The 26624-nt window shown below is 55.4% G+C and carries 18 protein-coding genes and 1 pseudogene; 5 read left to right on the top strand and 14 right to left on the bottom strand.

Going from position 1 to position 26624, the window contains the following annotated elements; all coding sequences use genetic code 11:
* Nucleotides 1–415: 415 nt before the first annotated feature.
* From C2H86_RS18765 to rfbB, 6 genes and pseudogenes are all read right to left on the bottom strand, one after another.
* Nucleotides 416–678, bottom strand: a pseudogene (locus C2H86_RS18765) (DUF3077 domain-containing protein).
* Nucleotides 679–1044: 366 nt separating this feature from the next.
* Nucleotides 1045–1302, bottom strand: coding sequence for a hypothetical protein (locus tag C2H86_RS18770; RefSeq protein ID WP_159409307.1), 258 nt, complete (start codon nucleotides 1300–1302; stop codon nucleotides 1045–1047).
* A gap of 105 nt (nucleotides 1303–1407) precedes the next feature.
* The gene (gene rfbC / locus C2H86_RS18775) at nucleotides 1408–1956 is read right to left on the bottom strand and encodes a dTDP-4-dehydrorhamnose 3,5-epimerase (RefSeq protein ID WP_159409308.1); all 549 of its coding nucleotides are present in this window, start codon (nucleotides 1954–1956) and stop codon (nucleotides 1408–1410) included.
* On the bottom strand, nucleotides 1956–2837 hold the full coding sequence (rfbA, locus tag C2H86_RS18780; RefSeq protein WP_159409309.1) for a glucose-1-phosphate thymidylyltransferase RfbA: 882 nt from the start codon (nucleotides 2835–2837) through the stop codon (nucleotides 1956–1958). The genes rfbC and rfbA overlap by 1 nt, the downstream gene beginning before the upstream one ends.
* A gap of 8 nt (nucleotides 2838–2845) precedes the next feature.
* A complete protein-coding gene (gene rfbD / locus C2H86_RS18785) occupies nucleotides 2846–3751 on the bottom strand; it encodes a dTDP-4-dehydrorhamnose reductase (RefSeq protein WP_159409310.1) in 906 nt (301 codons plus the stop codon).
* Complete coding sequence (gene rfbB / locus C2H86_RS18790) at nucleotides 3748–4848, bottom strand: dTDP-glucose 4,6-dehydratase (protein ID WP_159409311.1); 1101 nt, start codon at nucleotides 4846–4848, stop codon at nucleotides 3748–3750. The genes rfbD and rfbB overlap by 4 nt, the downstream gene beginning before the upstream one ends.
* A gap of 433 nt (nucleotides 4849–5281) precedes the next feature.
* Between rfbB and C2H86_RS18795 the strand changes: the two genes are divergently transcribed.
* Both C2H86_RS18795 and C2H86_RS18800 read left to right on the top strand, forming a co-directional pair.
* Entirely contained in the window at nucleotides 5282–8701 is a 3420-nt protein-coding gene (locus tag C2H86_RS18795; protein ID WP_159409312.1) for a glycosyltransferase, read from the top strand.
* 1 nt (nucleotide 8702) lies between these two features.
* Nucleotides 8703–9713 (top strand): hypothetical protein, encoded by a 1011-nt coding sequence (locus C2H86_RS18800; RefSeq protein ID WP_159409313.1) that lies wholly within the window; start codon nucleotides 8703–8705, stop codon nucleotides 9711–9713.
* A gap of 170 nt (nucleotides 9714–9883) precedes the next feature.
* On the opposite strand, the gene C2H86_RS18805 is transcribed toward C2H86_RS18800, so the two are convergent.
* The 8 genes from C2H86_RS18805 to C2H86_RS18840 all read right to left on the bottom strand — a co-directional run bounded on the left by C2H86_RS18805 (nucleotide 9884) and on the right by C2H86_RS18840 (nucleotide 21426).
* Nucleotides 9884–10978: a hypothetical protein gene (locus C2H86_RS18805; protein ID WP_159409314.1), complete on the bottom strand. Its 1095-nt coding sequence runs from the start codon at nucleotides 10976–10978 to the stop codon at nucleotides 9884–9886.
* Between the two features lie 55 nt (nucleotides 10979–11033).
* The gene (locus C2H86_RS18810) at nucleotides 11034–11711 is read right to left on the bottom strand and encodes an HAD family hydrolase (RefSeq protein ID WP_159409315.1); all 678 of its coding nucleotides are present in this window, start codon (nucleotides 11709–11711) and stop codon (nucleotides 11034–11036) included.
* On the bottom strand, nucleotides 11708–12403 hold the full coding sequence (locus C2H86_RS18815) for a cytidylyltransferase domain-containing protein (protein ID WP_159409316.1): 696 nt from the start codon (nucleotides 12401–12403) through the stop codon (nucleotides 11708–11710). Before C2H86_RS18815 ends, C2H86_RS18810 begins: the two co-directional genes overlap by 4 nt.
* Nucleotides 12400–14004, bottom strand: a complete 1605-nt coding sequence (locus C2H86_RS18820; protein ID WP_159409317.1) for an aldolase catalytic domain-containing protein — start codon at nucleotides 14002–14004, stop codon at nucleotides 12400–12402. Before C2H86_RS18820 ends, C2H86_RS18815 begins: the two co-directional genes overlap by 4 nt.
* Before the next feature lie 54 nt (nucleotides 14005–14058).
* On the bottom strand, nucleotides 14059–16512 hold the full coding sequence (locus tag C2H86_RS18825; RefSeq protein ID WP_159409318.1) for a glycosyltransferase family 2 protein: 2454 nt from the start codon (nucleotides 16510–16512) through the stop codon (nucleotides 14059–14061).
* Nucleotides 16509–18983 carry a glycosyltransferase family 2 protein gene (locus C2H86_RS18830; RefSeq protein ID WP_159412955.1) on the bottom strand — a complete coding sequence of 825 codons (2475 nt, stop codon included), beginning with the start codon at nucleotides 18981–18983 and terminating at the stop codon, nucleotides 16509–16511. Before C2H86_RS18830 ends, C2H86_RS18825 begins: the two co-directional genes overlap by 4 nt.
* A gap of 143 nt (nucleotides 18984–19126) precedes the next feature.
* The gene (locus C2H86_RS18835) at nucleotides 19127–20527 is read right to left on the bottom strand and encodes a DUF4214 domain-containing protein (RefSeq protein WP_159409319.1); all 1401 of its coding nucleotides are present in this window, start codon (nucleotides 20525–20527) and stop codon (nucleotides 19127–19129) included.
* 17 nt (nucleotides 20528–20544) lie between these two features.
* On the bottom strand, nucleotides 20545–21426 hold the full coding sequence (locus tag C2H86_RS18840) for a hypothetical protein (RefSeq protein WP_159412956.1): 882 nt from the start codon (nucleotides 21424–21426) through the stop codon (nucleotides 20545–20547).
* A 586-nt stretch (nucleotides 21427–22012) separates the two neighbouring features.
* Between C2H86_RS18840 and C2H86_RS18845 the strand changes: the two genes are divergently transcribed.
* From C2H86_RS18845 to C2H86_RS18855, 3 genes are read left to right on the top strand one after another with little or no spacing between them, the layout of a single operon-like run.
* Nucleotides 22013–23803: a type I secretion system permease/ATPase gene (locus C2H86_RS18845; RefSeq protein ID WP_159409320.1), complete on the top strand. Its 1791-nt coding sequence runs from the start codon at nucleotides 22013–22015 to the stop codon at nucleotides 23801–23803.
* A gap of 12 nt (nucleotides 23804–23815) precedes the next feature.
* Nucleotides 23816–25141 carry an HlyD family type I secretion periplasmic adaptor subunit gene (locus C2H86_RS18850; protein ID WP_159409321.1) on the top strand — a complete coding sequence of 442 codons (1326 nt, stop codon included), beginning with the start codon at nucleotides 23816–23818 and terminating at the stop codon, nucleotides 25139–25141.
* Entirely contained in the window at nucleotides 25138–26541 is a 1404-nt protein-coding gene (locus tag C2H86_RS18855; RefSeq protein WP_159409322.1) for a TolC family outer membrane protein, read from the top strand. Before C2H86_RS18850 ends, C2H86_RS18855 begins: the two co-directional genes overlap by 4 nt.
* Nucleotides 26542–26624: the final 83 nt, after the last annotated feature.

Consider the following 26624-nt stretch of genomic DNA (forward strand, 5'->3'; position numbering starts at 1 on the left):
TGATTTCAGAGTCATCCACTCGCGCGAGGCGAGACTGCTGGGGGGTGGTTACCGCAGTGGTGCAAGTCAACTACACACGGGTGTCGATCCCGCAGAGAGGAATGGAGCAAGGTTTAAAAAGAACAGCACCTCGATGCCACTTGAAGTTCCGGCAGCAAGTTTGGCACGGAGACGGGGATTTGCCAGTTATTGGCTATAAGCCGGGACTGGAGCATCAATCGCCTGCTGTAACGGCTTGCCACGGCTCCAGCTACCCAAGTGTGCCCAGGCTGTTTTTAGCTGAAACGGAGTAATGCGCCCTCAACCGATCGTCATTCAGTTTGGCCAGAGTTTGCGCGGTGGGACCCACGCCGAGGTGGATCGGCAGCTGGTTGAGCGCCGAGTGAACGTTTACAGGTCTCAACCAGCCGTGCGCTCAATGGGCCATGCCGGCTTCGGCATCATCCATCAGCGCCTTGGCCAAGGCACCCAGGTAGTAGGCGGCCCATACCAACTTGGGGTTGTCATCCATCAGGCCACTGATGGTGAGTTCCTGCGCATAGCCCATCAGCTCGGATGCCTGCTCCCGAGTGTGCAGACAGGGCATGCCGGGTTATATGCAGAACAGCGGTTGGGTCTGTTTTCGCCCTAGAAGAACTTGGTCTTGCCGACGGTGCTTGGAGTGGTGTCTGTAGTCATTGTTCAATCTCCCTGACAGTTACGCAGCCTTCACTGGCCTCGTTGCGCGTTGACCCGCAGCGTAAACCTAGGTTTGCGGTGATCCCTGCGGGAGCGGCTTACCCGCGAAGAGGCCAGCCCAGGATTGCTTATTATGCAGTCGTAGCTGCGAGCTGGGGAGTTGTCAAAACAGTACTCTTTAAATTGATTTTGTATGGCGGATGGTGTACGTCTATTCTGGCTGGCTAAAGGGGGCGGGGCACCCCTGTATGCATATAGGGTTTCAATTGTGGTGCGAGAACTATATTCTTAGCTTGATGTTTTCGACATTTTTCAAGAAGATCTCATGCCTTTTACTTTCTTCCATTTCTTTGATGGACTCACTGTTCATGCGCGACCATGTGATATTTTCCCTAAGGCATTTTGCAGGTACCCCTCCATAAGCGCATCCGGGAAGACTGAGGGGTGAAGAATATTTCCTGATGCCTCTTCGGAAATGAAGCTCCTGAAATGCTGTTGATTTTTGTGTTTTTGTTCGGTGTAGTATTTTTCGTTTTCTACAAGCTTTCCCGGAATAATTGTTTTCAGTGATTGTAAGGCTGACAACAGGTGCGAGTCTTGCATCATGGCTTCTTCTTTATGCATATCTTATGCGCTGAAATGTCGCGGGGGTGGTTTGATGTGAAGGGTATTGTCTGACTGAGTTTTCTAAAGGGCGCAGATAAGAAATGCGCCCATTCTGAAAAATGATCAGTCAAATACTTCGGCGTTGATGAAGGGCACTCCCAGCATATCTTTCGCAGATAGTGAAGGGGTAAAGTCCAACGGCCACTCGACACCAATTTCAGCATCGTTCCACGCAATGCACCGCTCACTCTTGGTTGAGTAAAAATCTGTGGTCTTGTATAGAAACTCGGCAGTTTCACTCAATGTGATGAAGCCATGTGCGAAGCCGGGTGGAATCCACAATTGGTTCTTGTTATCGGCTGACAACATTGCGCCGACCCATTTGCCAAAGGTTGGAGAGGAGCGTCGGATATCAACCGCCACATCAAACACCTCGCCCTGTACCACGCGCACAAGCTTACCCTGTGCATGGGGTGGCAGTTGGTAGTGCAGGCCTCTCAGTACGCCTTTTACCGATCGCGAGTGGTTGTCCTGAACGAAGTTGGGCAGGTGGCCGATGACTTCGCTGAAAACGTTGGCATTAAAGCTCTCATAAAAAAAGCCGCGCTCATCCCCGAAAACCTTGGGTGTGAATAGGAAGACATCGGGGATTGCCAAAGGAATTGCATGCATCAAAAGGCCTTTTCTTTAAGCAAGTTTTTCAAATACTGTCCGTAACCATTCTTGAGCAACGGTTGCGCCAGGCGCTCGAGCTGTTCGGCATCAATCCAACCGGCGCGGAAGCAGATCTCCTCAGGGCATGCGACCTTGAGGCCTTGTCGGCGCTCCATGGTCGCAATGTACTGACTGGCGTCCAGCAAGCTGTCGTGAGTACCGGTATCTAGCCATGCATAGCCTCGGCCCATGATCTCCACTCGCAGTTGTTCTTGCTGAAGGTACAAGTTGTTGAGATCGGTGATTTCCAGTTCGCCGCGGGCGGATGGCTTCAGGCCGCGCGCCAGGTCGACTACCTGATTGTCATAAAAGTAGAGGCCGGTGACCGCATAGTTAGATTTCGGTGCTTTAGGCTTTTCTTCCAACGACAGCACTCGGCCCGATGCATCGAACTCGGCTACGCCATAACGCTCGGGGTCGTGAACGTGGTAGGCAAACACCGAAGCGCCTGTTTCGACATTACCAGCATTGAGCAGCAGCGACTGGAAATCGTGACCGTAGAAAATGTTGTCGCCCAGTACCAGCGCCGACGTATCGTTGCCAATGAAGTCGGCACCGATGGTGAATGCCTGCGCCAACCCGTCCGGGCTTGGCTGCACTGCATAAGAAAGGTTGAGGCCCCACTGGCTGCCGTTACCCAGCAGCTGTTCGAAACGCGGTGTGTCCTGCGGTGTGGAAATGATCAGGATGTCGCGAATACCAGCTAGCAGCAGGGTGCTGAGCGGGTAGTAGATCATCGGTTTGTCATACACCGGCAGCAGCTGTTTCGATACCGACAGCGTGGCTGGATGCAGGCGAGTGCCCGAACCGCCAGCCAGAATAATTCCTTTACGAGCCATGAGAGTCCCTATTGCTGAATTTCGTCCAGCATCCGTTGCACGCCTTGCTTCCAAAGCGGCATCTTGAGTTTGAAGGTGCTTTCGAGCTTATCCAGCGCCAGGCGCGAGTTGCGCGGCCGTGGTGCGGGTACTGGATAGTCCTCGGTGCTGATGGCGCCGACCTGCTCGGCCGAAACTTTCAGCGCAACACCTTTACTGCCAGCGTGAGCCAGCACGAACCGAGCAAAGCCGTGCCAGCTGGTTTCGCCCGCTGCGGCCAGGTGATAGGTACCGGCCAACTGGCTTGCGTCTGCAGCATTGGTGATCTGTCGCAGGATGTGTGCGGTTACATCTGCAATCAGTTCAGCCCCGGTAGGGGCACCAAACTGGTCGGCTACCACATTGAGCGCATCACGCTCAGCAGCCAGGCGCAGCATGGTCTTGGCAAAGTTGTGACCCCGCGCAGCATACACCCAGCTGGTGCGCAGTACCACGGCGCGGGCGCCGCTGGCCTCGATGGCGCGTTCACCTTCGAGCTTGCTGCGGCCATAGACCGACAATGGACCAGTGGGGGCATCTTCCTGCCAGCGGCTCTGGCCGCTGCCATCGAACACATAGTCCGTGGAGTAATGAATCAGCCAAGCACCCAATGCCGCAGCTTCGCGAGCCAGCACGCCAGGAGCCTCGGCATTGATCAGTGCTGCCAGCGCCTGTTCGCTTTCTGCCTTGTCCACCGCCGTGTAGGCGGCCGCATTGACGATCACGTCAGGGGCCACGTGGCGTACGGTGGCGGCAAGGCTTTCCAGCTCAGCCAGGTCGCCACAGAGTTCGCCGCTACCTTGGCGATCCAGTGCAATGACTTCACCCAGCGGGGCCAAAGCGCGCTGTAGCTCCCAGCCTACCTGGCCGTTTTTTCCCAGCAGCAGGATTTTCACGCCTTGTTTGCTCCGTACTGCTGAGCAACCCAGTCGCGGTAGCTGCCATCCATGACGCCTTTTACCCACTCCTGGTTGGCCAGGTACCACATTACAGTTTTGCGTATGCCGGTATCGAAGGTCTCAGCAGGCTTCCAGCCCAATTCGCGCTCGATCTTGCGAGCATCGATGGCGTAGCGACGGTCGTGGCCCGGGCGGTCGGTGACATAGGTGATCAGCTCTGCGTATTGCTCGACCGGTTTGCCAGTCTGCTGATTGATCACCTGGCGCGAGGTGACTGGGGCAAGCTCATCGAGCAGGCCGCAAAGGGTGCGAACGATGTCGATGTTGGCTTTTTCGTTCCAGCCGCCGATGTTGTACGTTTCGCCGAAGGTCCCTGCCTCCAGCACGCGGCGGATGCCCGAGCAGTGGTCTTGAACATACAGCCAATCGCGGATTTGCTGACCGTCGCCGTAGACCGGCAGGGCTTTACCGGCCAGGGCGTTGACGATCATCAACGGGATCAGCTTTTCTGGGAAGTGGAAGGGGCCGTAGTTGTTCGAGCAGTTGGTGGTCAGTACGGGCATGCCGTAGGTGTGGAAGTACGAACGCACCAAGTGGTCGCTTGCAGCTTTGCTGGCCGAGTAAGGGCTGTTTGGGGCGTACGGAGTGGTTTCGGTGAACGCTGGGTCGTTTGGCCCGAGCGTACCGTACACCTCGTCGGTGGAGACGTGCAGGAAACGGAAGGCTTTTTTCTCGTCGCCTTCGAGGCTGTTCCAGTGCCCGCGTGCCGCTTCGAGGAGGCGGAAGGTGCCTACAACGTTGGTTTCGACGAACGCTTCGGGGCCAGTGATTGAGCGGTCAACGTGGGACTCGGCTGCGAAATGTACGACCGCGCGGGGGCGATGCTCAGCGAATAGTTGGGCCAGCAGCGCTGCATCACAGATGTTGCCGCGAACAAATTGGTGCTGTGTATTGCCCTCCAGCGACTGCAGGTTGCCCAGATTGCCTGCATAGGTGAGCGCATCAAGGTTGACGACGGGTTCGCTGTTGTTCGCGCACCACTGCAGTACGAAATTTGAGCCGATGAAGCCGGCACCGCCTGTTACAAATATCATAGAAAGCTGCTCTATTTGATCGAAAAATGTTGTCCTAAGCAGACCACGCTGAGAAACTTCGCATCAACCTTAGCCAGAAAATCAGCGCGTGTCTGAATTAGACCACCCTGATTTGTAAAAATACACACTTGATGGTGAGCTCGTGTTTGTCGCCACAACCTGCCAGGTCGGCAGTCCTGCTCTTAAGCAGGGCCGCAGCAGAGGGCTCAAGGTGATGGCGAGCAATGCGAGCCTGGAGAAGATGAGCAGACACTTGGCACTAAGGGGGCGTGAATGGCTGTGGTGGGGCAAAGACGCTGATCCGGAGCAAGTGATTCTGAGATTGTATAGATGGACATTAAAAGTGCTTGCTAGATAAGCTTGATTAGCAAGAAAGGGAATTATCCAATTATCCACTTTTAATGGGTGATGGGAATGAATAGGAACGTTATAGATGTCAGTCAGGGAAAAAGATCAAAGTTTTGAAGGGCAAACAGGTATTGAGGCTGCGCCCGGGGCGATTGCGATTCAGCAAAAGGCCGGATCGTATAGGATTGCTTTGGATGCCGCTTATTATCGCCTCAGTTATGCTGACTTGGCTGAGTTGAGCGATGAAGATCTTATACGTCACTGGCATGCATTTGGCTATCGAGAAGGGCGCTATGCGTCAGCGTCCCATGCAGCAGGCGATGCTGAGCTCGCCAGTGAGAAGTCAGTAGTCGAAACCGCAGCAGGGTCGAGGCCCCGCCCACTACAGAACCAAAAAGTGGAGCTGGATTTCTATCTTGCACTGTATCCAGACTTGAAAGCCAATGGCATCACAACACAGTCGCAGGCTGAACTACATTATCAACGGTTTGGAAAATCTGAAGGGCGTACGCCTTCTATTGCAAAATGGGCAGCCAAGAATAACCTGCCTGAGCGTCTGATTCCAACAGGCTTCAATATTTCTGCCGTTCTTGAACGTAGTGCTCGTGATGGATTTGAAGTAAGCCCTCAGCGGGTTTTTGATACATTGCTAGGTAACAATGTCATCCCTTTGCCGCTTGAAGATACGCCACACAAGACCCAAATTGTACTGCTGGGTCTGGGTTCATACTACCTTGAGTCCCAAAAGAAGCAGCAGGGGCGTAACCTCCTTCAAGCCGCGCTCGGCATTGCACCTTCCGCTGAAGCGTTAAATAAACTGGGCTCCAGTTATCTGGATGAAGGGCATGTGAGTATTGCGCTCCAATACTTCCAGGCAGCATCGGTTATCCCAGGTGCATCAATCTGGACAGAGTTTAATTGTGCGCTCTGCCTCAAGAGGCTGCACCGCCCTGATGAAGCGATTGAAATTATCTCGCAAGGCATTCTACGCAATCCTAACCATCGAGCGCTCTATGATGAATTAGATCGATTGGTCGAGGAGAAGTGGCAAGAACAACATGCGTCCATGCTGGTTCGCGTGGATATGCAAGATCGTGGTCTTTTAATTCAAGAAGCGTGTGAGGTTGTAAATTTTATCTATCGCGCTTACCTGACTGCCAGCGGTGTTGATGCATCGAATAGCGAGTCCTCTATTCCGAAATTGGGGGCGCTAGGGGATATCAATACCGATCGTATTCTTATTGTTGGTGATTTCCACGTTCCGCAATGCGTTCGCTATCGAATAGATCAAAAGCTGGAGCAATTGCAGCTGCAGGGGAAGACAGCCACCGCGATAAACTGGAATGAGCTTCAATTCAAGCAAAATGAACTGGCGCTGCATGATGTAGTAATATTTTATCGTGTGCCTGCCGTGGTGCAAGTGATCAAGGCTATCGCGCAGGTTAACGCGACCGGGAAGCTCAGTCTCTACGAAATTGATGATCTGCTTTTTGTACCAGAGTATCCGCCTGCTTTGGAAAGTTATGGCGGCTATGTGTCCAATGAGACCTATCGAGAATTGACTCGAGGGATGGCATTGTTCAACGCCGCTGCTCGACTCTGCCGGCATGGTATTGCCTCGACAGAACCCCTGAGACGCGAGTTGCAAAGCTTGGTCCAAGAGCAGCGTTGCTGGCTTCACCGTAACGGTTTGGATAGCCTCAATAAAATACGCACTTTTGACAAAACTGCCAAGAAGCACATAGATATCTTCTATGGAAGTGGGACGCAGGCGCATAATACTGACTTCATTGAACAGGCGCTGCCTGCAATCGAGCGGATATTTAATGATTTTGCTAATGTTCGGTTGATTGTAGTTGGTTATCTTCGATTGCCGAAGGCGTTTCAACAAGCCTATGAGGGAAGGTACGTTCATCTTCCTGCAATTGATAGTGTGCAAGGTTATTGGTCGCTTTTGGAGCAGGCCGATATCAATATTGCTGTGCTGCATGATGATCGTATCAACTCATGCAAAAGTGAGCTTAAATGGTTTGAAGCCGCGTGCTATGGGATTCCGTCCGTATTGAGCACGACGGAGAACTACAGAGATGTCGTCAAGGATGGTGAGGACGGATATCTGGCAAGCAGTGAAAGTGAGTGGTATTCGGCGCTGAAGCAGTTGGTAGGTGATAGCGATTTACGCCGAGCAGTTGGAGATGCTGCTCAACGCCGCGCAACCTCCGACTATGGTTTGGAGGCGCTAGGTAAATCCCTGAACAAGAACCTTGGCAGTTATGCAGTCTCTAAGGCTGCGGTAAAGAAAAAAGTTGCATTGGTTAACGTGTTCTTCCCTCCCCAATCAATTGGTGGCGCGACCCGTGTTGTTGCAGATAATTTCTCAACGTTGGTGAAGGATTATGCTGATCAATTTGACCTTTGTGTATTTACTGCTGATGTTGAGTGTCGCGAACCACACAAGCTAGCCGTTTATAATCACGAAGGCTGTCGTGTGTATCGCGCGACCACGCTTTGGCGTGAACATATGGATTGGCATCCGAAAGATCCTGAAATGTATCGCCTCTTCAGCGAGTTTTTGGATAGCGAAAAGCCGGACCTCATACATTTCCACTGTGTCCAGCGTTTAACTGCTTCTATAGTAGCTGCTGCAAAAGACAGAGGCGTGCCATACGTTGTTACAGCGCACGATGCCTGGTGGATTTCAGATTTTCAGTTTTTGGTGGACCATAACTCTAAAGTCTATCCGCAAGGGCACCCAGATCTCTATGAAAAGATTGAGTTGCCGACCAATATCAAGCTCGCAGACTCTATCGAACGTCGTCGTGATCTCAAGGAGTTGTTGCTTGGAGCTACTGAAGTCCTGACCGTATCCAATGCATTTGCAGAGATTTATAGGGCGAATGGGATTGCTGAAGTTACAGTGATACCTAATGGGATATCTGATGACGTGCGGTGGCAGAGTAAAGACACTGCGTACTCCAGTAAAGTGGTTTGTGGCCACATTGGAGGGATGTCTGAGCACAAAGGGTACTACCTGCTGAAGGAAGCTGTACTTGCATCTCAGCCTAAGAATATAGAGTTCCTTGTAGTTGACCACTCGAAGGAAGAGGGGTACGAGCATTACTCGCACTGGGGGGACGTCCCCGTTAAATTTATTGGACGGGTTAGGCAGGAAGATGTAGTTGATCTTTACCGTAAAATTGATGTTTTGTTTGCGCCTTCAACTTGGCCGGAGAGTTTTGGTCTGGTCACCCGCGAGGCGGTCGCGTGTGGCTGTTGGGTAGTTGCAAGCAATCTGGGTGGCATAGGGGAAGATATTGTCCCAGGTGTGAGTGGTTACGTAATTGAGCCTTCTGAAAGCGATATCGCTAACGTCTTGGTGCGAGTAGATAGCGCTGTAATCGAGCATAAACAACTTTCTCGTGAAGTGATCAGGAAGACGGCCGCTGATCAAGTTGCTTCACTGGTTAGCGTTTATGAAAGGGCTGCTGAAGAAAAGGATCGTTGATATGAAGATTGTTGATGTTGGCCTTTCCTCTGTTATTGTGGCACTTTCGGAGAGTGAAATTACAAGCGTACAATCTGTAAAGCAAGGGCAGGTGGAGGTGCCGTTCAAGCAGCTCAGTAACCACGGCGGGGAGCGTTTGTCTGTCGAAGTAAATATTAAAGATTTTAGTATTTATGAAGATCTTGTGGTTTGCTCGGAATCTGATGAAGTTAGTTTGAGTGATGTTTTTTTGAAATATCGACTAGACTGCGATCGGCTTTCTGATGAATTTTATGTCACCGGTGCGATAGTTAATGCTTCAACGCGTGGGCTTACCAACAATGAGTTGTTCTTTGTTGCCTATAACGCATTGTCTATAATGCCTTCCGCTAATCACTTTTATGGTTCTTTAATTACGCTGATTTCATATAAGTACTTGGAGGCTCCGGAGTATAGGGGCTGGATTTTGGATGTATTGGTCGAGGCGAAGAAAGGCTTTGATAGTGCAGTTGATCGAACGCTCCCAAATGTTGTGCGCTGGGGGATCTCCTCCACGACTGCGCTTTCCCTAGCTCTTCTATTGAATGATAGAACAGAGTCGGCCAATGCTATTGTTGATGTCACCATACAATCGTATGAGCCCCATCTGAATCAGCTAAGCTACTGGAACTATTGCCTTTGTTTGATTTTAAAGGCAACTATGCTTCGGTGCGGGGGGGACGCTAAGGCGGCAGGCTGGAAATATCTGGCAGCTTTTGAGTTTTCGAGAAAATCGATAAATGATATTTATCATGGCCGCAATGACTGGGTGCTAGGTCAGTTGTCTGATTGCCATGCCCTATTGAATCTGGGGGAGCTGGCTATAAAGTGTGCAGCGAAAAGTTTGGGTAAAATTCCTCCGGAGTCAAGGTATGCTGATCTTAAGTATTCCGGAAAAATTGTGTTTTCCGCTATATTTAGCCGCTTTCAAAATTCAAGGATAAAATTCAATAGTAAGTTCTTTGATGGTGCCGAAAAGTTGCTCAGCTCATAACTGATTGATAAGGCATTGCATTGAAAGTATGGCTCTAGATGCCACTAGGGCCATATTCTATGTGTTTGTCTATGGTGAAGTACCCTTGGGGCACTTGTGATTTAATTCTGTGTCATTCGTGGCTGTTTTTAAGTGCGCTTCTGATTCTGAGGGGCTTGTTGGGCGAAGAATTATTCCGCGACGTGGCGCCTGGCTAGCTCTCTGAATGTTAGGTAGGGGTTGTTTATAATGGTTCCGCAGCTTGAGCAAATGGCCATCGCGTAATAAAGGACTTGTGATAGTCCGATTAGGTTGTATATGTCTCCAATGATTTCTTCGTCGTCCTCATTTGTAATTAATACGAACACAAGCTTGGGTTTTTCCAGTTTATTGGCAGAGTAGAAATATGTTTTTCCAAGTCTTTTTATGATAAGTACTTTGTTTTCGTATGGGGCTTTGTCAAAGAACGAGTGCTCAGTGCTGTCAGGTTTCGCGTCGTCATCTTTTGCGAAATAGATGATACTTTTGTGGAATTTGTGCGAAGAGAACAATGCTTCGTCTGCTTCTCGTACGTGCAGGTTATGCAGTTTGCTTGAATCTAATATACCTTTGCTAAGGTAGTCTTTTACAAGGCGGAAAGTGCTGTTTGTGCCAGATATAATAAATTTCTTGTTGCTGAATACATTGTAAATTTTAAAGAGTTCAGCCTTTGCATGGAGAGCTACCAGCAGCGCTTGGTGTGCATTCTGGCCTTTATGCAGAGCGCTGAGGAAAATATATCCAAATATCGAGGGGTGATTGCTGCTGTCGATAAATAAAAAATCCAAACTATGCTTAAGCAGGCCGGAGAGTTTTATGCAGTTTGGGTAAGTGTTTTCGATAGAGTTCAGGTTCCAGATCGGATGCTTGTAATCACCTTTTGTTACGTATTTGAAGCTTTGAATGTTTTTGTATTCCCTGATGAATAGGCACCAAAATACCAATCGTATATTATTCGTGGTCAGCTGGTGAAGGCTCTCGCTGGACTTCTCGAACATTAGTCGATCTGTTTCGTGGTTGATCAGGTCTTTGTTTACCGTAAAGGCATCGCTTTCATTGTTGGTTAGATGGTATGAGTTGCCGAACCTGAAATCGCCAACCATGATGAATTGACGGTCGGTGTTGATCGTTTTCTTTATATTGTGGTGCCAGATCGGTAAACCACCTAGGCCATAAAAGTTTTCGTCGATGGCGAAAAAGTTTTTTAATCTCTTCCATCGCACTACATGTGATGGCCCGATAATCATCTGCTTTACTCTCTTTGGATTTTGTATCGACGAGTGGTTGGTGTGGGTAGTGCTATTAACTACACGATGGGGAGGTCAATGAGGAAAGGTCAGAGCTGTGCCGGATTTTTTTATCTTCGCACCATTGCTGCCAGTTGTTAACTTCTGACCACTTATTTAGGAATATAAAGTCCATGTTGGCGCCGGTGGCGGCTTGGTGGTCATATTTGCTGTCACCTAAGAATAGCGAGCTTGGACTGATGTTGCCATTGCTTTGTTCGCGAGAAAGGATATGTTCTTTAGTGTCAGGGCTTCCAAAGATGCCGCCGTCAAACATACTGGAAATATTGCGGATTTCGAAAATGGAGCGAAGTTCATTTTCATCACCGCCGGACACAATTAACCACTTGGCGTGTTCAGTTTCTTGGCGCAGGTCATAGATTCCTGGTGCTATCTCGCAACTCAGTAGTCCCTCTTGGACATGGTTGGCGTAAACGGATAGCAGAGTGTCAATAAGCCCTTCGTTGGTTTGCTGTGGGATTATGTGTTCTAAGAAGTATGAAAACTTTTTGTAGCGCGATATGCCGCCATTTTCAACATGGTATTTTGCTAACGCCTCTGCGGCTTGCTTTCCATAGGGTAAAGCAGCTTGGTAAAAGGCTTGGGTCTTTACTTTGTTAGAGTTGAGTACAACTCCGTCGCAGTCGAATACCAATGTTGAGTAGTTTGACAGATCGAATTTAAAGCTTGTCATACCCTCACCAGTCCTTTCTCAATCAGGCATTCTGCAACCGTGAAATCCTCAGGCCAGTCGATGTCATGGCTTACGAGCTTATCAAGTGGGTGAAGGTAGGGGTTCTTGCCGATACGGTCGTCTAGCTTTTTGTAAATTTTAGTGCTGGCAATGAAGGCGCCGCTATTGATCTCGTGGATCGCTTCGAGCGTCTGGGTTCTAGGCCACTTTTCAACATTCCTGTCATAGTTGAGTGGTTGTTCCTGATTCCAGAGGAAGCTGTGTAGAAGGGTTGTTGTCATTAGCGAGTCATGCCCTTCGCTAATCTTATGGTAGTAAAGTGAAATGATGTCGTTGTAATGATCAGCTGTTAAGAAAGGCGATGTAACGTGCGTCCAGAGAATGTCCCCTTCGTGGATTAGGGATGCCGCATGCGCTACGAGTTCATCTGTACTTGTACTGCTTGAAGACAGTGCGTCGGATCTTTTGTGAAGTTTGATCTTTTCGCATTTCAGAGAAGATGCGTATTCAAGAATGCAGTCGTCATTGGTGCTTAGCATGATTTCGTCGATGCTGCGCGACTCGATCAGTTGCTTAAGTTTAATTTCGATCAAGCCAAATTCAAAGCCTGCAAATGGCTTGATGTTTTTTTGTGGGATGCGCTCGCTTCCCTTTCTGCAGGGGAGGAAGCAAGTTAGCTTTTGCTTGTTCATTTCAGTGGTCCGTAGATGCTTTGGCATTTGATGTCGTAGCGCGTTGGGGTCAGGCACATCAGAGGGGTGCTGCCTGGGGTTTCTTGGTACTTCTTGAGCAAGTTGTTGGTGTCGGCGTTGCGCGGATCCTCGCCGGTGTAACCATCAAAGCCTGCCATCAGAATACGCTTTGCCTTACCGGATGCAGCTACGGCCAGCGCATAAGCAACCACTAGTGACGTCGGAATGGTGCAGTGCGTTTCCTCGAAAGAGAATTTCTCGCTGTGTACATTCAGCCCATAGTCAAAAATATTCTTACTTCTCAGCGCATCCTGTACATCGGCTGGGAGCATTGAAAACGGTGTGATCAGGGGTTGCGGCAGGTTGATATGCGCTTCGCAGTCTGCAAGCAACCGCACGGGGTGGCAGGCAACCCTCACATCGATAAGGTCAGCAGCAATCGAGCTCTGTGTGTTCAATGCCACGACCAATGGCTGATGTTCGCTGATGAACTGCTCTAGCGCTTGCCGGTGAGCCGCAACACCCGGCCCCGTGCCCAGCAGCAGTACTTCCTTCTCCAGGAAAAGGCTTTCAGGTAGCCAATTTCCAGTCGGGTTGCCTTGGTAGAAATGCCTGGCAGCGTCTAATGTGTTTTCGCTGTATTTTTTTCCACCCTCTTTACGAAGATGCTCAATGACAGCAAGAATATCTTCTTCCCCGAAGCGAGAGTCGCTGAGCATTTGCTGGATGTAAGTAGGGTGAATCCCGTACTTACCAGCGAGATAATAATATGGGTTGGTGCCCCAGCCATATTCTGCCTGCATGGGTTTGAAGTGTTCGCGAAGCAGTTGCATTAATGGGATGAAATTCGATGCTTTTTGCTCTCGGGCAGAAATTTCTATCGCAAGCTCTTCTGTACGAGCATTCCCTGGGCCTCTGCCCATGCCAGTCACTGTCGAATCAAGCCAGGTGACGCCTTCATCCATAGCGCGTAGCGAATTGGACAATGCAAGGCCCAAGTTATCATGGGTATGGATTCCGAGCGGGCCATTCCACTCACTCTTGATCCAATTGATAATCTCAGCAACGTCGTCAGGCGACATGCTGCCCATGCTATCCGCAAAGTAAAGGACGTCCAGTGGGAAGTCGGTGGCAAGCTTCGCCAGTGACTTGATTTCGCGCTCTGAGCAGTTGGCTACCTGCATCAGGTTAAAGCCGACTTTATAACCGCGTTCTTTCAGCCAGTTAGAGGCTGGCAGTGCATCGGCAAATTCGTGGACGTGGCAAGCAATACGTACCAGATCAACTGGCGAATCATCTGCTCTGACAGGGAATAAAAGGTTCAGTGCTTGCTGAAGCGGAAGCTCACCTACCAGTTCGCTAGCATTCACCATCACGCCTACGGTAAAGCATGGTGGAATAGCCAGGGTGCGAAGGAAATTATCAGTAGTGTATGCGCACGCGCCGCTGAATTTATTATTTTTCAGGGAGCGGAGCCCTAGCTCAATGGTGTGGATGCCTGCGGCTTGCATGGCAGTGATGTACTGCGCTACCAGCGTTTCGGAGAAATTCCAGTTGTTGTAATAGCCACCGTCTCGTAGCGTGCAATCCAAATGCTTCATTTATGATCCGTCCATTTTGAGGTGGTTAATATCTGACCGGTTCATGGCTGTCAGCTATTGACTGACAGGTTCCCTGAGGTCGGCTAATTGTTGATCTATAGACGTTATATCTGGCTTCGTGACTGAGAGATTGTTAAGCCGCTGGCCGGCCCGCTTCGGTGGTAATGCGATCCCACCGTAGGGTCCAGTCAAGTAATCAAGGCTAAGTGCAGGGTGATAGTTAAGGTCATTCTGGGTAGCGCCCCAGCGCTTGATGAAATTCTCTTGCTCGCGTTGAGCGCGAGCTTTTTTTTCTGCAGTGAGATCTTTCCCTCGGCTGGCTGACTCAGCATGTATCAGCTGCGCAAAAGCGCTCCAAAGCAAGTGCATCCCTCGCTGCTGAATTCGCAAACACAGGTCCACATCATTGAAAGCCACCGGAAACGCCCGTTCATCCAAGCCGCCGACCTCATCAAACACCGATTTTCGCAGCAACAAGCAAGCTGCAGTCACGGCGCTCTGCCTACGGGTGATCTGGTTCATTCCCAGATATCCGGCATCATGCTGTTCCAGGTTGTTACCTGTATGTGCTGCGAGGCCATTGATCCCCACAACCACGCCACCATGCTGCACCATGCGGTTTGGCCACAGCAGCTTCGCCCCCACTGCGCCAACCCTTGGCCGGAGCAACTGAGCAACCATTTCCTTGAGCCACCCGCCCTCGATAATCTCGATATCGTTGTTCACCAAGCCAATCAGTTCGCCCGTCGCAATGCTGGCAGCACGATTGTTGATGGTCGAATAGTTGAACGGGTAGGGGTGGGACAGAAGGGTTACGCCCCGCGCCTTGATGTCCTCGAAATAGGCCAGGGTCGCGGGATCGCTGGACTGGTTGTCGACAACGATGATTTCCAAGTTGGGATAGTCGGTGTCGTTCAGTAGCCCTTCGATGCAGGCATGCAATAGCTTGTACTGATCCCGAGTCGGCACGATCAGGCTTACGCGTGGCAATTGTTCAGGCAGCGGCCAATGGGCCCTGAGGAGTGCCGGGTAACCCGCCACCCGACTCACCGAAGCCCCTGATGCCAGCGCCTCGCACAACCACTCCACCGCGCGCAGCCGTTGCAGCGACGGCTCTGCCTGCTCCGGGCTGGCCGGTGCATGGTGGGCTCGGTGGTAAAACACGCGAGGCAAGTGGGCTACAGATGCGTCGCTGTTCTGAGTGGCCAAGGCCACGCCTGCGATCAGCTCGTGCCAGCCAACGGATGCTTGATCACCTCGGCCGCTCAGCAGTGCAAGGGCCGCTTCTACAATACCCGCGCCAAAGATCGCACCCGGCGTGAAGATATCGGCCCCTATGAACAGGTCGATGTCCCACACTGGTTTCAGCCAGGGCAAGCTGCGCTCGCCTTGAGGGCCGTCCCGGTCGCAATCTGCAAATGCCCACGCACTGCCATCATCGAGCAATGCGCTAAGGTGAGGCAGGGCGTGGGGTGCCAGGCGATCACCGGCGTGCATCGGCAAGATGCGATCACAGCCTGCCGCCAGCAGTTGAGCAATTCCTGGTGTCAGGTCTGCCGACGGTGCGATGGCCAATGTATGAACGTCTGCACGATTACCGCCGAGGCTCGTCAGGCTGATTTGCTCCAGGGTCTCTTCACCCTCGCTGATCAGCAGCAGGCCGAGTTTGCCTTGCAGGGCAGGGGAGTCCTTCTCATCCAGACGCTGAAATGCCTCAAACCACTGAGGATAACTCTCCCAGCCAGCACTTTTCGGCAGGCGCAAACTTTGCTCGCTGGCGACTGCGCTGAGCAACTCCAGTGTTGCGGCATCATGCTTCGAGTCAAGCTGCTTGATCAGGCCCTCCACACCCTCTGGCCAGCAGCGCAGGCGGATGGGGCTGCCCGCGAGTGGCTGCCCCAGGTCATTGACCACCTCCAGCACATGCATTTTGCCGTCAGCCAGCTCCCAGGGCAGGTCGATCGCAAATCCGTGGTCGCTGGTAGCCCTGTACGCGAGGGCCTGGTTATGCACGTTGCACGTGGCCTGGCTGATGACCTGATTACCTTCACGCACGGTCACTTGCACATGACGGCGCGGTGCCTGTGGGTCCCAGCACCAGCCACCAACCCGCAGGCCACCGGTGTGCCATACCTGTGAGGCAACGGAGGCTGTGTCCTGACTTGGTGTGGTGGGCAGCAGCACTTGGCCGTCGAGAGACACCGCCTGGTTGGCGATCTGCACGGTGATGACGCGTGCTTCATCAAGCCAGCTCTGACGCAGCTGCACGACAAACCCATGGAACTGGTCGCCGGCCGGCGCTTGCGGCTCGTACTGGTCGGCGCGGGCGAGTGCGACACTGGCGCCATCGACGAACACCTCGATGACCAGGCGTTGTTCCGGCTGTGCATTGTCCATGGCCCAGCCATGTAGCACGTCACCCTGCAAGCCGAGGATGGCGCCACTGAAGGCAGGAGGGATGACGGGCTGCTGAGCCGCCTGTGGTTGCTCCAGGAGGTGTTGGGTCATCGGTCCGGGCTCGGTGAAAAAGGCAGAGATGTGTGGGTGGTTGCGCTGGCTTCACTTGCAAGCAGGCTGGGATGAGCGAATAGGGGCTGGGCCAGTTCGTTCGCGAGGGCCGGTGCATGCCAGTCGCTGCCGGGGTTTTCGGCGAGGCTCAGTACGGCTTCGCAGCCAGCTGCCTGGGCGCATTCGGCCAGGCTGAAGTCATGGACTTCAGGAAGCTCATGTACGGTACCGATGGCTCGCAATTGTTTTAGCCAAGGGCTGTCGCCCTGAGCCAGCAACCGAATTGGCAGTTGCTCGCGCCTGATGTGCCTGGCGAGTTTTAGCCAGCGCTGGGCGGTGTCAGGGTCACGCAGGTTGTCGCCAATCAGCAGTACCTTTGGTGTAACGGCAGGTGCAATGCCGCGAATCGAGCTCGTTTGTGCGAGCAACGGGGCGCCAGGCAAGGCACTGGCATAGCTTTCCTGAAGTGCCTGCCAAGGCAGCTGTACGCTGGCGGCCTCCCGGGCAAAGCGCTGCCAGTCGTAGTCACCTTGCTGGCTGAGCAGGCGGTCGTCGTGGCAAACGATGCGGTACGGGGTGTCCAGCAGGGACGGGAGGTCGCACAAAGCCACCGGGCAGCGCGCCAACTGCTGAAACACCAGGTGTTGCAGCGGCAGTTTGCGTAGGCACTCGACCAGGGGGGTAAGGTCGCCCGGCAACTCGAACTCCAGGTTCAGCGTCAGTGGCTTCAGGGACGCACGCAGCACTGCCCACTCGCGATGGCTTTCGCGGTGGTAGCTCAGGCTGAAGTCGGCGTCGTTGTTCGAACCGTCATGGATGTACAGGGCCTTGTCGGCCCCAGCTGGCCAGCAAGCGTTCTGTTCGCTTGCCGACTTGCCGGCCAAGTGCTCGAGGCGCGCCTGTTGCAGTGCTTGCCGGGCCGGCTTGATCGGGTCGCGCAGGGTGAACGCGTTGTAGCGCGCCGAGGCATCCGGGTAGCGTTTACGCAAAATGGCATTGTTGTGCGCCACGCGCATGATCTTTTCGGCACCGAACGAGATGCCGCCCTGGTGCGCGACGAACACATTGGGTGCCCCCATGTGTCGCCAGCCATGCTCGCGGGCGCGCAGGCACCAGTCGGTTTCTTCGCCATAGCCGCGTGACAAGTGCACTTCGTCCAGGTAGCCCACCTCATCCAGCACGGCGCGCTTGATGTACAGGCAGAAGCCGCAGCCGGTTTCGATTTCCATCGGGGGGCTGTCGACTTGCCGGGCCAGTTCATCCAGTTCGGCCTGCGCCTTGGCGCTGGGCATGTCATGGCACACCTGGCTGCGCGGGAAGCTCATCAGCTCGCCGTTGTTGGTGAAGGGCGTGACCGAGGCGATGTCGTCGGCGCTATAGGCCACCTGTCGCAGGCGGTCGAGCCAGGCACCGTGCACGCGGGTGTCGGCGTTCAGCCACACCACGTCCTTGTTCGGGCTCATGGCCATGGCGCGGTTCATGGTGCGGATGAAGCCGAGGTTCACGGCGTTCTGCACCAGGGTGATCTTGCCTTTGGCCGCCAGCACCTTCAGCGCCTTGGTCAGCTTGGGCTGCGGTGAGGCGTCGTCGACCACTACCAGGCGGTGGGGCGTGCGATTGAGCCTGCGGGCTTCAAGGGCGCTGTTGATGCACTCGAGGGTTTCTTCAAGGCCGTCGTAAACCGGGATCAGCACATCAACCGGTTGTTCCAGGCCGCCTCCGCCCACGGCAGGCGGCGGCACCAGGGCAGGCATGGCATACACCGGGCTACCTTGCAGTGGCGAGCCATCGGCGAAGCGAACGTGCACGGCGGCTGTCGGGTTGGGTACGCTGATACGGATGCCGCCATGGGTGGCAGGCAGGCCGGCGGCGCTCAGCAGCGGGTGAGGGGCGCTGGCGGTGGTTGCGACTTTGGCGCCGTTAGCTTCCAGTTGCAGGGTCACTGGCGCTTGCAGGTTGCGCAGGTCGATGGCCCAGCCATGGATTTCGCGGCGTTCCTCGACGTAGCGCATCACCCCGACGGTAGCGGGGGCGTCAGCTTGCGCAGCCAGCAGTTTGAGCACCAGGGCCAGCTCTTTGCCGGAGGCGATTTCTGGCAGGTAGGCGAGGATCATCCGGCGCAGTTCGGCGGGCGTATTCACCTGGCTACGGGCCTCCCACAGGGTCATGCGGATGGCCGCTTCGTTGGGCTGTTTGCGCCACGCCGTGGTCAGGTATTTACAGGCCAGGGTGCTGTGCCCCTGGGCCAGCAGGCTGCGGCCGACCAGGGCATGGATGTCGGCGCGTTCGGGCAGGGCCCGGGCGGCATTGCTGAAAAACAAAAAGGCCAGCTCAGGCGCCTGCGGCAGGGCCGCGATGCCTTTCCACACCAGGGCTTCCGACCGGTACTCGGCGGTTTGCAGGGCGCGCTCGAGTGCGGCGGCCGCCAGATCATGGGCATTGGCCTGCCGATGGCGGTGGAAGATGTCCATGAGCGTTTCGCGCCCATGGTCAAGGATTCTGGACATAAGCTTGGCTTGGCTACAAAAAATAAAAAGAGGGGCGACCCGAAAGTCGCCCCTTTGGCGAATACCCGGCCTTGCGACCGGGCATACGCGGGCTACGGCAGGGCTAGTTACACCTGGCCGTGCAGCACAACGACGTTGTCGATGTGGCCTTCGGCTTCAGCGGAACCAACGATGCCCAAGGCGACCTCAGCGTGGGTGCCGCCATTGGCCAGCACTTGCATCCAGCCGGCTTTGCCAGCTTCGTCCGCATTACGGCCCAGGGCCGACTGGTACAGCGTGTCGATAAAGTCGCTGTCAGACTTGTCGCCTGCTTCCAGCGAGCCGACGATGCCGTTGGCAACGTCTGCACGGCTGGCGCCGTTGACCAGCAGGTTTACCCAGCCTTGCAGGCCGGCGTCGTCTGCATCGCGACCCAGTACATTGCTGTACAGGCTCGAAACGAAGTTGGCGTTCGACTGGTCAAACTCCTGCGCTTCGGCAGACAGCGCGATAGCGGCTGCTACGTCAGTCAGAGAGCCACCGCTGGCCAGCACTGCTTGCCAGCCTGCCAAGCCTGCGTCGTCGGCATTGCGACCCAGCATGGCCTGGTACAGTTCATTGATGTCGGTAGCCTTGACCGCATCGCTGAACTCAGCCGAATTCAGGAACGTATCGGCGATGTCGGTCAGCGTAGAGCCCGAGTTGACCGCTTCGACAAAGCCCTTCGCGCCGAATGCATCGGCGTCACGGCCCAGGATGCCTTCGTACATGCGCAGAGCGACTGCTTCGGCTTCGCTGTGTGCCAGGGCAACAGTGTCACCATTTGCGAAGGTCAGGAACTCAGCGTTGCTGATCAGCGCGGTTTGGTTGCCGGTCAGGTTGACGCTGTAGTTGCTGCCAACTGCGAAGTTGTAGTCGCCACGTGCGCCATCCAGCTGAACAACGTCGAAGCCTGCACCGGTGTCGACCACGTCAGCGTGGTTGCTGCCGCTCAGGATCACGGTGTCGGTGCCCGAACCGGTCTTCACGTAGTTGTTGCCTTCGCCAGCGACGACGGTGTTGTTACCGTTACCGGTGATGATGGTGTCGTTACCAGCGCCTGCATCGATGTAGACGTTCTGGTCGCCAGCAACGGTGATCAGGTCGTCGCCGCCGCCGGTGGCGATCAGCTGGTCGATGGTGGCAGCGTCGTCAGCAGCCAGGGTAGCTACCTGAGCAGCCGGGGTCGGAACGTTGACAACCAGGTTGGCGTCGCTTTCCAGGATGAAGGTGTTGGCACCCGCAGCTACGGCTTTCGACAGGTCGACAGCAACCTGGTCGTTCTTCTCACCTGCAACCACGCCGGTTACCACGTTGGCAGTACCGGACTCTGGCAGCACCAGGTTCACGCCGTCGAAGGTGGCAACGTTGACGGTTGCGCCTTCATCGTTCAGGCCCAGCAGCGAGGTGATGGCGTCGATGGTGCCAGCCGACAGTTGCGAGGCTGCCAGGTGGTCTTGCAGTTCCGAGACGGGATTATCGTATTGCATTGTGTATTCCTGTTACTTCAAGCCAGTTGGCTTGCTGCACTGATTTTCTGCGGTTGCGCAGAGTGTTCCCACGGAGACTTAGAGCGGGCAGCGTTCATCTTCGTAACGGGAGTAACGGCGATATGCAGCGCCACCAACGGCTCGGTGCCGGTGGGGCCATGCATCATCTGATTGGAAACCAGGCGCTGCGGCTCGGCGTTGCCGAACACGATATGACCTGTGAGCTCGTAGCGTTTGCGCTGTGGGCCGACCAGGCTGAAACCGGTGCAGATCAGCGGCAGGCCCTCGCCACGCACGCCGACGAAGGTGCCGGTCGATACGTTGCGGCTAGGGCCTGAGCCGGCAACCATGCAGGTGTAAAGCAGGTCGACACCGGCCGGTTTGTTCGGCCAGTTGATGGCAAAGCTCTCGATGAATTCGTCGCTGTTCGGCATGCCGACCCAGCCTTCGCTGGACACCACCTCGCCTGAGCGCTGCAGGTGTGCGGTCAGCTCGAAAGGCGTTGGTGCTGTGCTGCTGGCAATGGCCGGGGCTGGCTCTGCGCTAGCCACCACAGCAAAGGTGCGCATGATGGCAGGGGAAGTGTCGATGCGGTCGATGCGCAGGTCGATCGGTTCGATCGCATCGTCGAACATGTGGTATTCGGTGATCAGGACGGTGGTGACCCCACCCTTGACCCGCGCCACGATAGTGTCGCCGAGCTTGGTCAGCATGTTCTTGCTGACACCTTCGGCAGGGAAGAAATCGATGGAGCCCTTGCCCAGAGGCGCTTGCTGCAAGGCAATGCACACGGGCTTGTCGGCCGGGGGCTGCGAGGCGTACCGGAAGATGTACATGCCGGGCTCGAGCAATGTCACCCGCGAACTGATCTTTAGACCGTCAAGCGGTTGCGAAGGCATAGACATGGCGTTGTTAAGCTCCTTTTAAATACAACACTGGCAGCTAACTTGCTCAAACCTGTGCGTAACCCAATACGGCCAGTGATGGCTCCCTGCGAGCCGCGAAGATGCAGCGGTGCGAAAAGCTTGTCAACCGCGATGGTTAAAAAAAATTTCATTAAAAAACCGAACTAAATCGTCTTAGCCGCGTCGCTGCTGGGTTGCCAGGGTATAACGGTGTCACTCTCGAAGTCATATGTATGACGTGAAAACAACAGCAGAATCATGATATTGGAACGATCGTTTTGATATGCGTCAATATTCAGGCTTTTCAGTCTGTTTAGGAGAGCAGGGTGTTCGCCGCAGGCGCCATCCGTCGGGTTACTCGGTGCTTGGTGGCAATGTGATGCGTAACTTTCACGTCGGCGGCTCGCTACGTTGGCTACGGGTTGCTACGGATTTACGAGGTCGGCAACGATTTCATGAAAGTGTCAACTAGCCGGCATTTTGTCAGTTGTTCGATCCCCGGAACCCGACCAAGGCACGCCGTAGACGCAAGTGGGTGTTACACTGCCGGCCGCTTTCGCCTTCCTCGCGTATGGATACCATGAGTTCACTATCCGAAAATAACCTGCAGTCCGCCCTCAAAGCCTGCAAAAGCAGCTTCCTTTCGGTCGGTTTCTTCAGCTTCTTCGTCAATGCCCTGATGCTGGTGCCCACCTTCTTCATGATTCAGGTGTCGGGCCGCGTCGTGCCCTCCAGCAGTACCTCCACCTTGCTCATGCTGACGCTGATTCTGACGGTGCTGGTGGTGACCATGGGGGCATTGGAGTGGGTGCGCTCGCGCATCATGGTGCGTATCAGCAACCGCCTGGATGTGATGCTCAGCCGTGACGTTTATCGCGCCAGCTTCAAGCGTGCGCTCAACAGTGGAGGGGGCGATGCCACGGCGCAGTCGCTCAACGACCTGACATCGCTGCGCCAGTTCTTCACCGGCCCTGGGCTTTTTGCCTTCTTCGACGCACCTTGGTTTCCGATCTACACCGCCGTGATGTTCCTGTTCCACCCATGGTTTGGCTGGATGACCGTGGCGTGCGGAGTTGTGCTGGCTGTACTGGCCGTGGTCAATCACCGGGTGACCGGCAACGCGTTGTCGACCGCGAACAAAGAAAACGTTATCTCCAACATGATCACCACCAAGACACTGCGCAACGCGGAAGTGATCGAGTCGATGGGCATGTTGGAAACCCTGATGAACCGCTGGGCCAAGCGTCAGCGCAACATCATGTTGCTGCAGTCCGAGGCCAGCGACAAAGGCGGGATCGTCAGCTCTACCTCAAAAACATTCCGCATCTTGTCGCAGTCTTTCATGCTGGCCATTGGTGCCTACCTGGTGGTCACTCACGAAATCAACCCGGGCCTGTTGATGGCCGGTTCGCTGTTGTTGGGGCGAGCGCTGTCGCCGATCGATCAGATCATCACTAGCTGGAAGGGCTTCGTCAGCGCCAAGGTCCAGTACGACCGCCTGAGCAAGGTCATGGACGACCTGAATAAAGAGCCCGAGCGCATGCCATTGCCCGCGCCGGAAGGCCACATTCAGGTTGAAAACCTGATCCTCGCACCGCCCGGCGCCAAGGCCCCAGTCCTGCGCAGCATAAGTTTCGTCGCTCCCGCCGGCTCCATCGTCGGTATCGTCGGCCCCAGCGCCGCCGGTAAATCAACCCTGGTCCGCGCCCTGATGGGCATCTGGCCGCCCCAGCACGGCGTAGTCCGCCTCGACGGCGCCGATATCGCCAGCTGGGACAAACAAGCCCTCGGCCCATACGTCGGCTATTTACCCCAGGATATCGAGCTGTTCGAAGGCAGCATCAGCGAGAACATCGCCCGCTTCGACAAGGTCGACCCGGAGAAGGTCGTGCAGGCCGCGCAAATGGCCGGCGTGCACGAAATGATCCTGATGCTCCCTGACGGCTACGACACGGTCATCGGCAGCGACGGCATCAATCTCTCCGGCGGCCAGCGCCAGCGCATCGGCCTGGCCCGGGCGCTCTACGGCAACCCGCGGCTGATCGTGCTCGACGAGCCCAACTCCAATCTCGACGACATCGGCGAGCGTGCACTGGGCGTGGCCCTGCAGAAGCTCAAGGAAACCGGCGCCACGGTGTTCATCGTGTCGCACCGGCCGAACATTCTCACGCGCCTCGACCGTATCCTGGTCATGGCCGGTGGCACCATCTCGCTGTACGGCGAGCGCGACCGCGTCATCGCCGAGCTTGCGGCGCAACAGGCCAAGGCCCAGCAGCGCGTTGCCCAGCCAGCTGCACCCGCCGCACCTCACCCGGTTCCCCCAGCGGCCGCCGCCGCTGCGCCAGCGGTCACCAGCAGCACTGGCGCGTAAAAGGATTTTCAGATGAGCAGTAAAGCGATCACCACGTTCGACCACAACTTCGACGACATGCCCACCTCCGACCGCGGCATCCGCCGCATCGGCCTGACCATTGTCTTTGTCACCTTCGGCATTTTCGGCACTTGGGCGGCCTTCGCACCGCTCAGCAACGCCGTGCATGGCTCCGGCACGGTCACCGTGCAGAATTACCGCAAGACCGTGCAGCACCTGGAAGGGGGTATCGTCAAGGAACTGCTAGCCCGCGACGGTGACTTGGTGAAGAAGGGTGACCCGCTGATCGTGCTGGACGAAAGCCAGCTGAGTTCCGAATACGAGTCCACCCGCAACCAGTTGATCGTCGCGCGCTATAAAGAAGCGCGCCTGCGCGCCGAGCGTGATGGTCTGCCGGCGATTCCTGCAGTGACCATGGAGGGTACCGACTCGGACCGCGCCAACGAGGCACTGGTGGGTGAACAGCAGGTGTTCAGGGCTCGTCGTGACTCCTTGCAGGGCGAGATCTCGGTCAACCGCGAGCGCATCGAGCAGATGAAGCAGCAGATTACCGGCCTCAACGACATGATCCGCACCAAGACTGGCCTGGAAAAGTCCTACAGTGGTGAGATCAAGCAACTGAAGGAACTGCTTGCCGAAGGTTTCGTCGACAACCAGCGCTTGCTCGAACAGGAGCGCAAGTTGGACATGCTCAAGACCGAAGTGGCTGACCATGAGTCGAGCATCACCAAGACCAAACTGCAGATCGGCGAGACCGAGCTGCAGATCGTGCAGTTGAAAAAGAAATTCGACGCCGACGTGGCCAACGAACTGGCCGACACCCAAGCCAAGGTATTCGACCTGCAGGAGAAGGAAGCCGCGCTGCGTGACCGCCTGTCGCGAGTGGTAATCCGTGCGCCCGAAAGCGGCATGGTGCTGGACATGAAGGTGCACACCATCGGAGGTGTGGTCAGCGCGGCCACGCCGTTGCTGGACATCGTCCCGGCCTCCTCGGAGTTGGTGATCGAAGCCAAGGTTGCGACCAAGGATATCGACCGCCTGGAGCTGGGCAAGACGGCAGACATCCGTTTCAGCGCCTTCAACCAGGCCACTACCCCGGTGATCGAAGGCACCCTGACCCGCATCTCGGCCGACAGCCTGACCGAAGAGCGTACCGGCGACGCGTATTACCTCGTGCGCGTCAACGTCACCGAAGACGGCATGAAAAAACTCGGCAATCGCAAGCTGCAACCCGGCATGCCGGCTGAAGTCCTCATCAATGCAGGCGACCGCACCATGCTGCAGTACCTGCTGAAACCGGCGCGCAACATGTTTGCCGAATCGCTGATCGAGGAATGATTGTGCTGCGTTTGCTACCCGGTGTACTGATGTGCATGGCCGCCTGGCAGGCGGTGGCAGTTGAGAACCAAGGCTCCAAGGGAGTGTCGGCGTCCACCTACGCGCTGGACCTGGCGGGCCTGTATCGCGAAGCCCGGCTTGAAGACCCGCGCGTGCTGATCGGCTACGCCCGTGCGCGCTCGGCCGCCGAGAAGCAGCGTGAGGCCTTTGGCCAGTTGCTGCCGCAGGTGTCTGCCAATGCCAACTCCAGCCGCGTGTTGCGCAAGAACGAAACCGCGCGTGACATCTACAACAACGAAAACTACTCGCTCAGCCTCACCCAGTACCTGTACAACAAACCGGCCTGGGAGCGTTACCAGAAGGCCAAGAGCGTCAAGGCCCAGCAGAGCCAGCAGGCTGAGGACACCCTGGCCGAAGCCACCGTCGATCTTGCCAAGCGCTATTTCATTGCCCTGGCGGCAGACGATGAACTGGCTTTGGTGCAGGCTGAGCGCCGCGCCACGCAGAAAAACCTCGACCGCGTCAGCATGATGTTCGACCGGCAGATGGCCAAGATCACTGACAAACTCGACATGCAGGCGCGGGTGGATGCCCTGGCGGCGCAAGAGGTCGATGCGCGCAATCAGGTGCAGGTGAGTCGCGAGGCTCTGGCTGAAATCGTCGGCCGGCCGGTGACCGAGCCGCTGAGCCGGGTGCGCAACGATGTGGCCTTGCAGGCGCCGACCCGGCCGCTGCAAAGCTGGGTCACCCAGGCGGTGGAGACCAACCCGATGCTCAAGGCGTCCCAGAGCGGCGCCGAGGCTGCGAACGCGGCGGTTCGCGAGGGCAAGGGCGAGCATTACCCGCAACTGGGCCTGAGCCTGAGCGCCCAGCAGAGCGACCAGGGTTATGACAACACACAGGCGCCGCGCAGCGATAGCTATGTGGCATCGCTGGGGTTGAAAATCCCGATCTACAGCGGTGGTTCCACTTCGGCCCGGGTGCGCGGTTTGTATGACGACCAGCTGGCGGCCGAGGAGCAGGCCGAGGGTATCCGTCGGCAGGTGGTGAAGGAAACCACCACGGCCTACCTCACCGCCCAGTCCAGCGTCGAGAAGATCCGCGCCAACCGCAATGCCTTGTCGTCGGCGCAGAAGTCGAGCGTGGCGGCGCAGAAGGCCTTCACCTTCGGCGTCGTCAACGCGGTGGATGTGCTGACGGCGGTGCAGAACGAGTTCAAGGCTCGTCGCGACCTGCTGAAGTCGCAGTACGACTTCATCACCAATCTGTTCCTGCTTAACCGCTGGGCGGGGGAGTTGAATCAGGACAGTGTCGACCACGTCAATGTATGGCTGAGCCCGGTGCCGGAGACCAGTCTGCCAGGTGGTGATGTGGCATTGCTGGATGCTGCAGGACGCTGATTGGAATTGGCGTGGGGTTGCGGCGTCTGTGCGATCGAGCGCCGCTCCAATCCCACCCAGCATTTCCGAAATTTCATACAATC

It is taken from the genome of Pseudomonas putida (assembly GCF_009883635.2).
GTDB lineage: Bacteria > Pseudomonadota > Gammaproteobacteria > Pseudomonadales > Pseudomonadaceae > Aquipseudomonas > Aquipseudomonas putida_W.

What these genes read in the sequence shown, in the direction of transcription:
- C2H86_RS18770 (WP_159409307.1), bottom strand. Translation starts at nt 1,302, where the DNA reads ATGCATAAAGAAGAAGCCATGATGCAAGACTCGCACCTGTTGTCAGCC.
- rfbC (WP_159409308.1), bottom strand. Translation starts at nt 1,956, where the DNA reads ATGCATGCAATTCCTTTGGCAATCCCCGATGTCTTCCTATTCACACCC.
- rfbA (WP_159409309.1), bottom strand. Translation starts at nt 2,837, where the DNA reads ATGGCTCGTAAAGGAATTATTCTGGCTGGCGGTTCGGGCACTCGCCTG.
- rfbB (WP_159409311.1), bottom strand. Translation starts at nt 4,848, where the DNA reads ATGATATTTGTAACAGGCGGTGCCGGCTTCATCGGCTCAAATTTCGTA.
- C2H86_RS18795 (WP_159409312.1), top strand. Translation starts at nt 5,282, where the DNA reads ATGTCAGTCAGGGAAAAAGATCAAAGTTTTGAAGGGCAAACAGGTATT.
- C2H86_RS18800 (WP_159409313.1), top strand. Translation starts at nt 8,703, where the DNA reads ATGAAGATTGTTGATGTTGGCCTTTCCTCTGTTATTGTGGCACTTTCG.
- C2H86_RS18805 (WP_159409314.1), bottom strand. Translation starts at nt 10,978, where the DNA reads ATGATTATCGGGCCATCACATGTAGTGCGATGGAAGAGATTAAAAAAC.
- C2H86_RS18810 (WP_159409315.1), bottom strand. Translation starts at nt 11,711, where the DNA reads ATGACAAGCTTTAAATTCGATCTGTCAAACTACTCAACATTGGTATTC.
- C2H86_RS18815 (WP_159409316.1), bottom strand. Translation starts at nt 12,403, where the DNA reads ATGAACAAGCAAAAGCTAACTTGCTTCCTCCCCTGCAGAAAGGGAAGC.
- C2H86_RS18820 (WP_159409317.1), bottom strand. Translation starts at nt 14,004, where the DNA reads ATGAAGCATTTGGATTGCACGCTACGAGACGGTGGCTATTACAACAAC.
- C2H86_RS18825 (WP_159409318.1), bottom strand. Translation starts at nt 16,512, where the DNA reads ATGACCCAACACCTCCTGGAGCAACCACAGGCGGCTCAGCAGCCCGTC.
- C2H86_RS18830 (WP_159412955.1), bottom strand. Translation starts at nt 18,983, where the DNA reads ATGGACATCTTCCACCGCCATCGGCAGGCCAATGCCCATGATCTGGCG.
- C2H86_RS18835 (WP_159409319.1), bottom strand. Translation starts at nt 20,527, where the DNA reads ATGCAATACGATAATCCCGTCTCGGAACTGCAAGACCACCTGGCAGCC.
- C2H86_RS18840 (WP_159412956.1), bottom strand. Translation starts at nt 21,426, where the DNA reads ATGCCTTCGCAACCGCTTGACGGTCTAAAGATCAGTTCGCGGGTGACA.
- C2H86_RS18845 (WP_159409320.1), top strand. Translation starts at nt 22,013, where the DNA reads ATGAGTTCACTATCCGAAAATAACCTGCAGTCCGCCCTCAAAGCCTGC.
- C2H86_RS18850 (WP_159409321.1), top strand. Translation starts at nt 23,816, where the DNA reads ATGAGCAGTAAAGCGATCACCACGTTCGACCACAACTTCGACGACATG.
- C2H86_RS18855 (WP_159409322.1), top strand. Translation starts at nt 25,138, where the DNA reads ATGATTGTGCTGCGTTTGCTACCCGGTGTACTGATGTGCATGGCCGCC.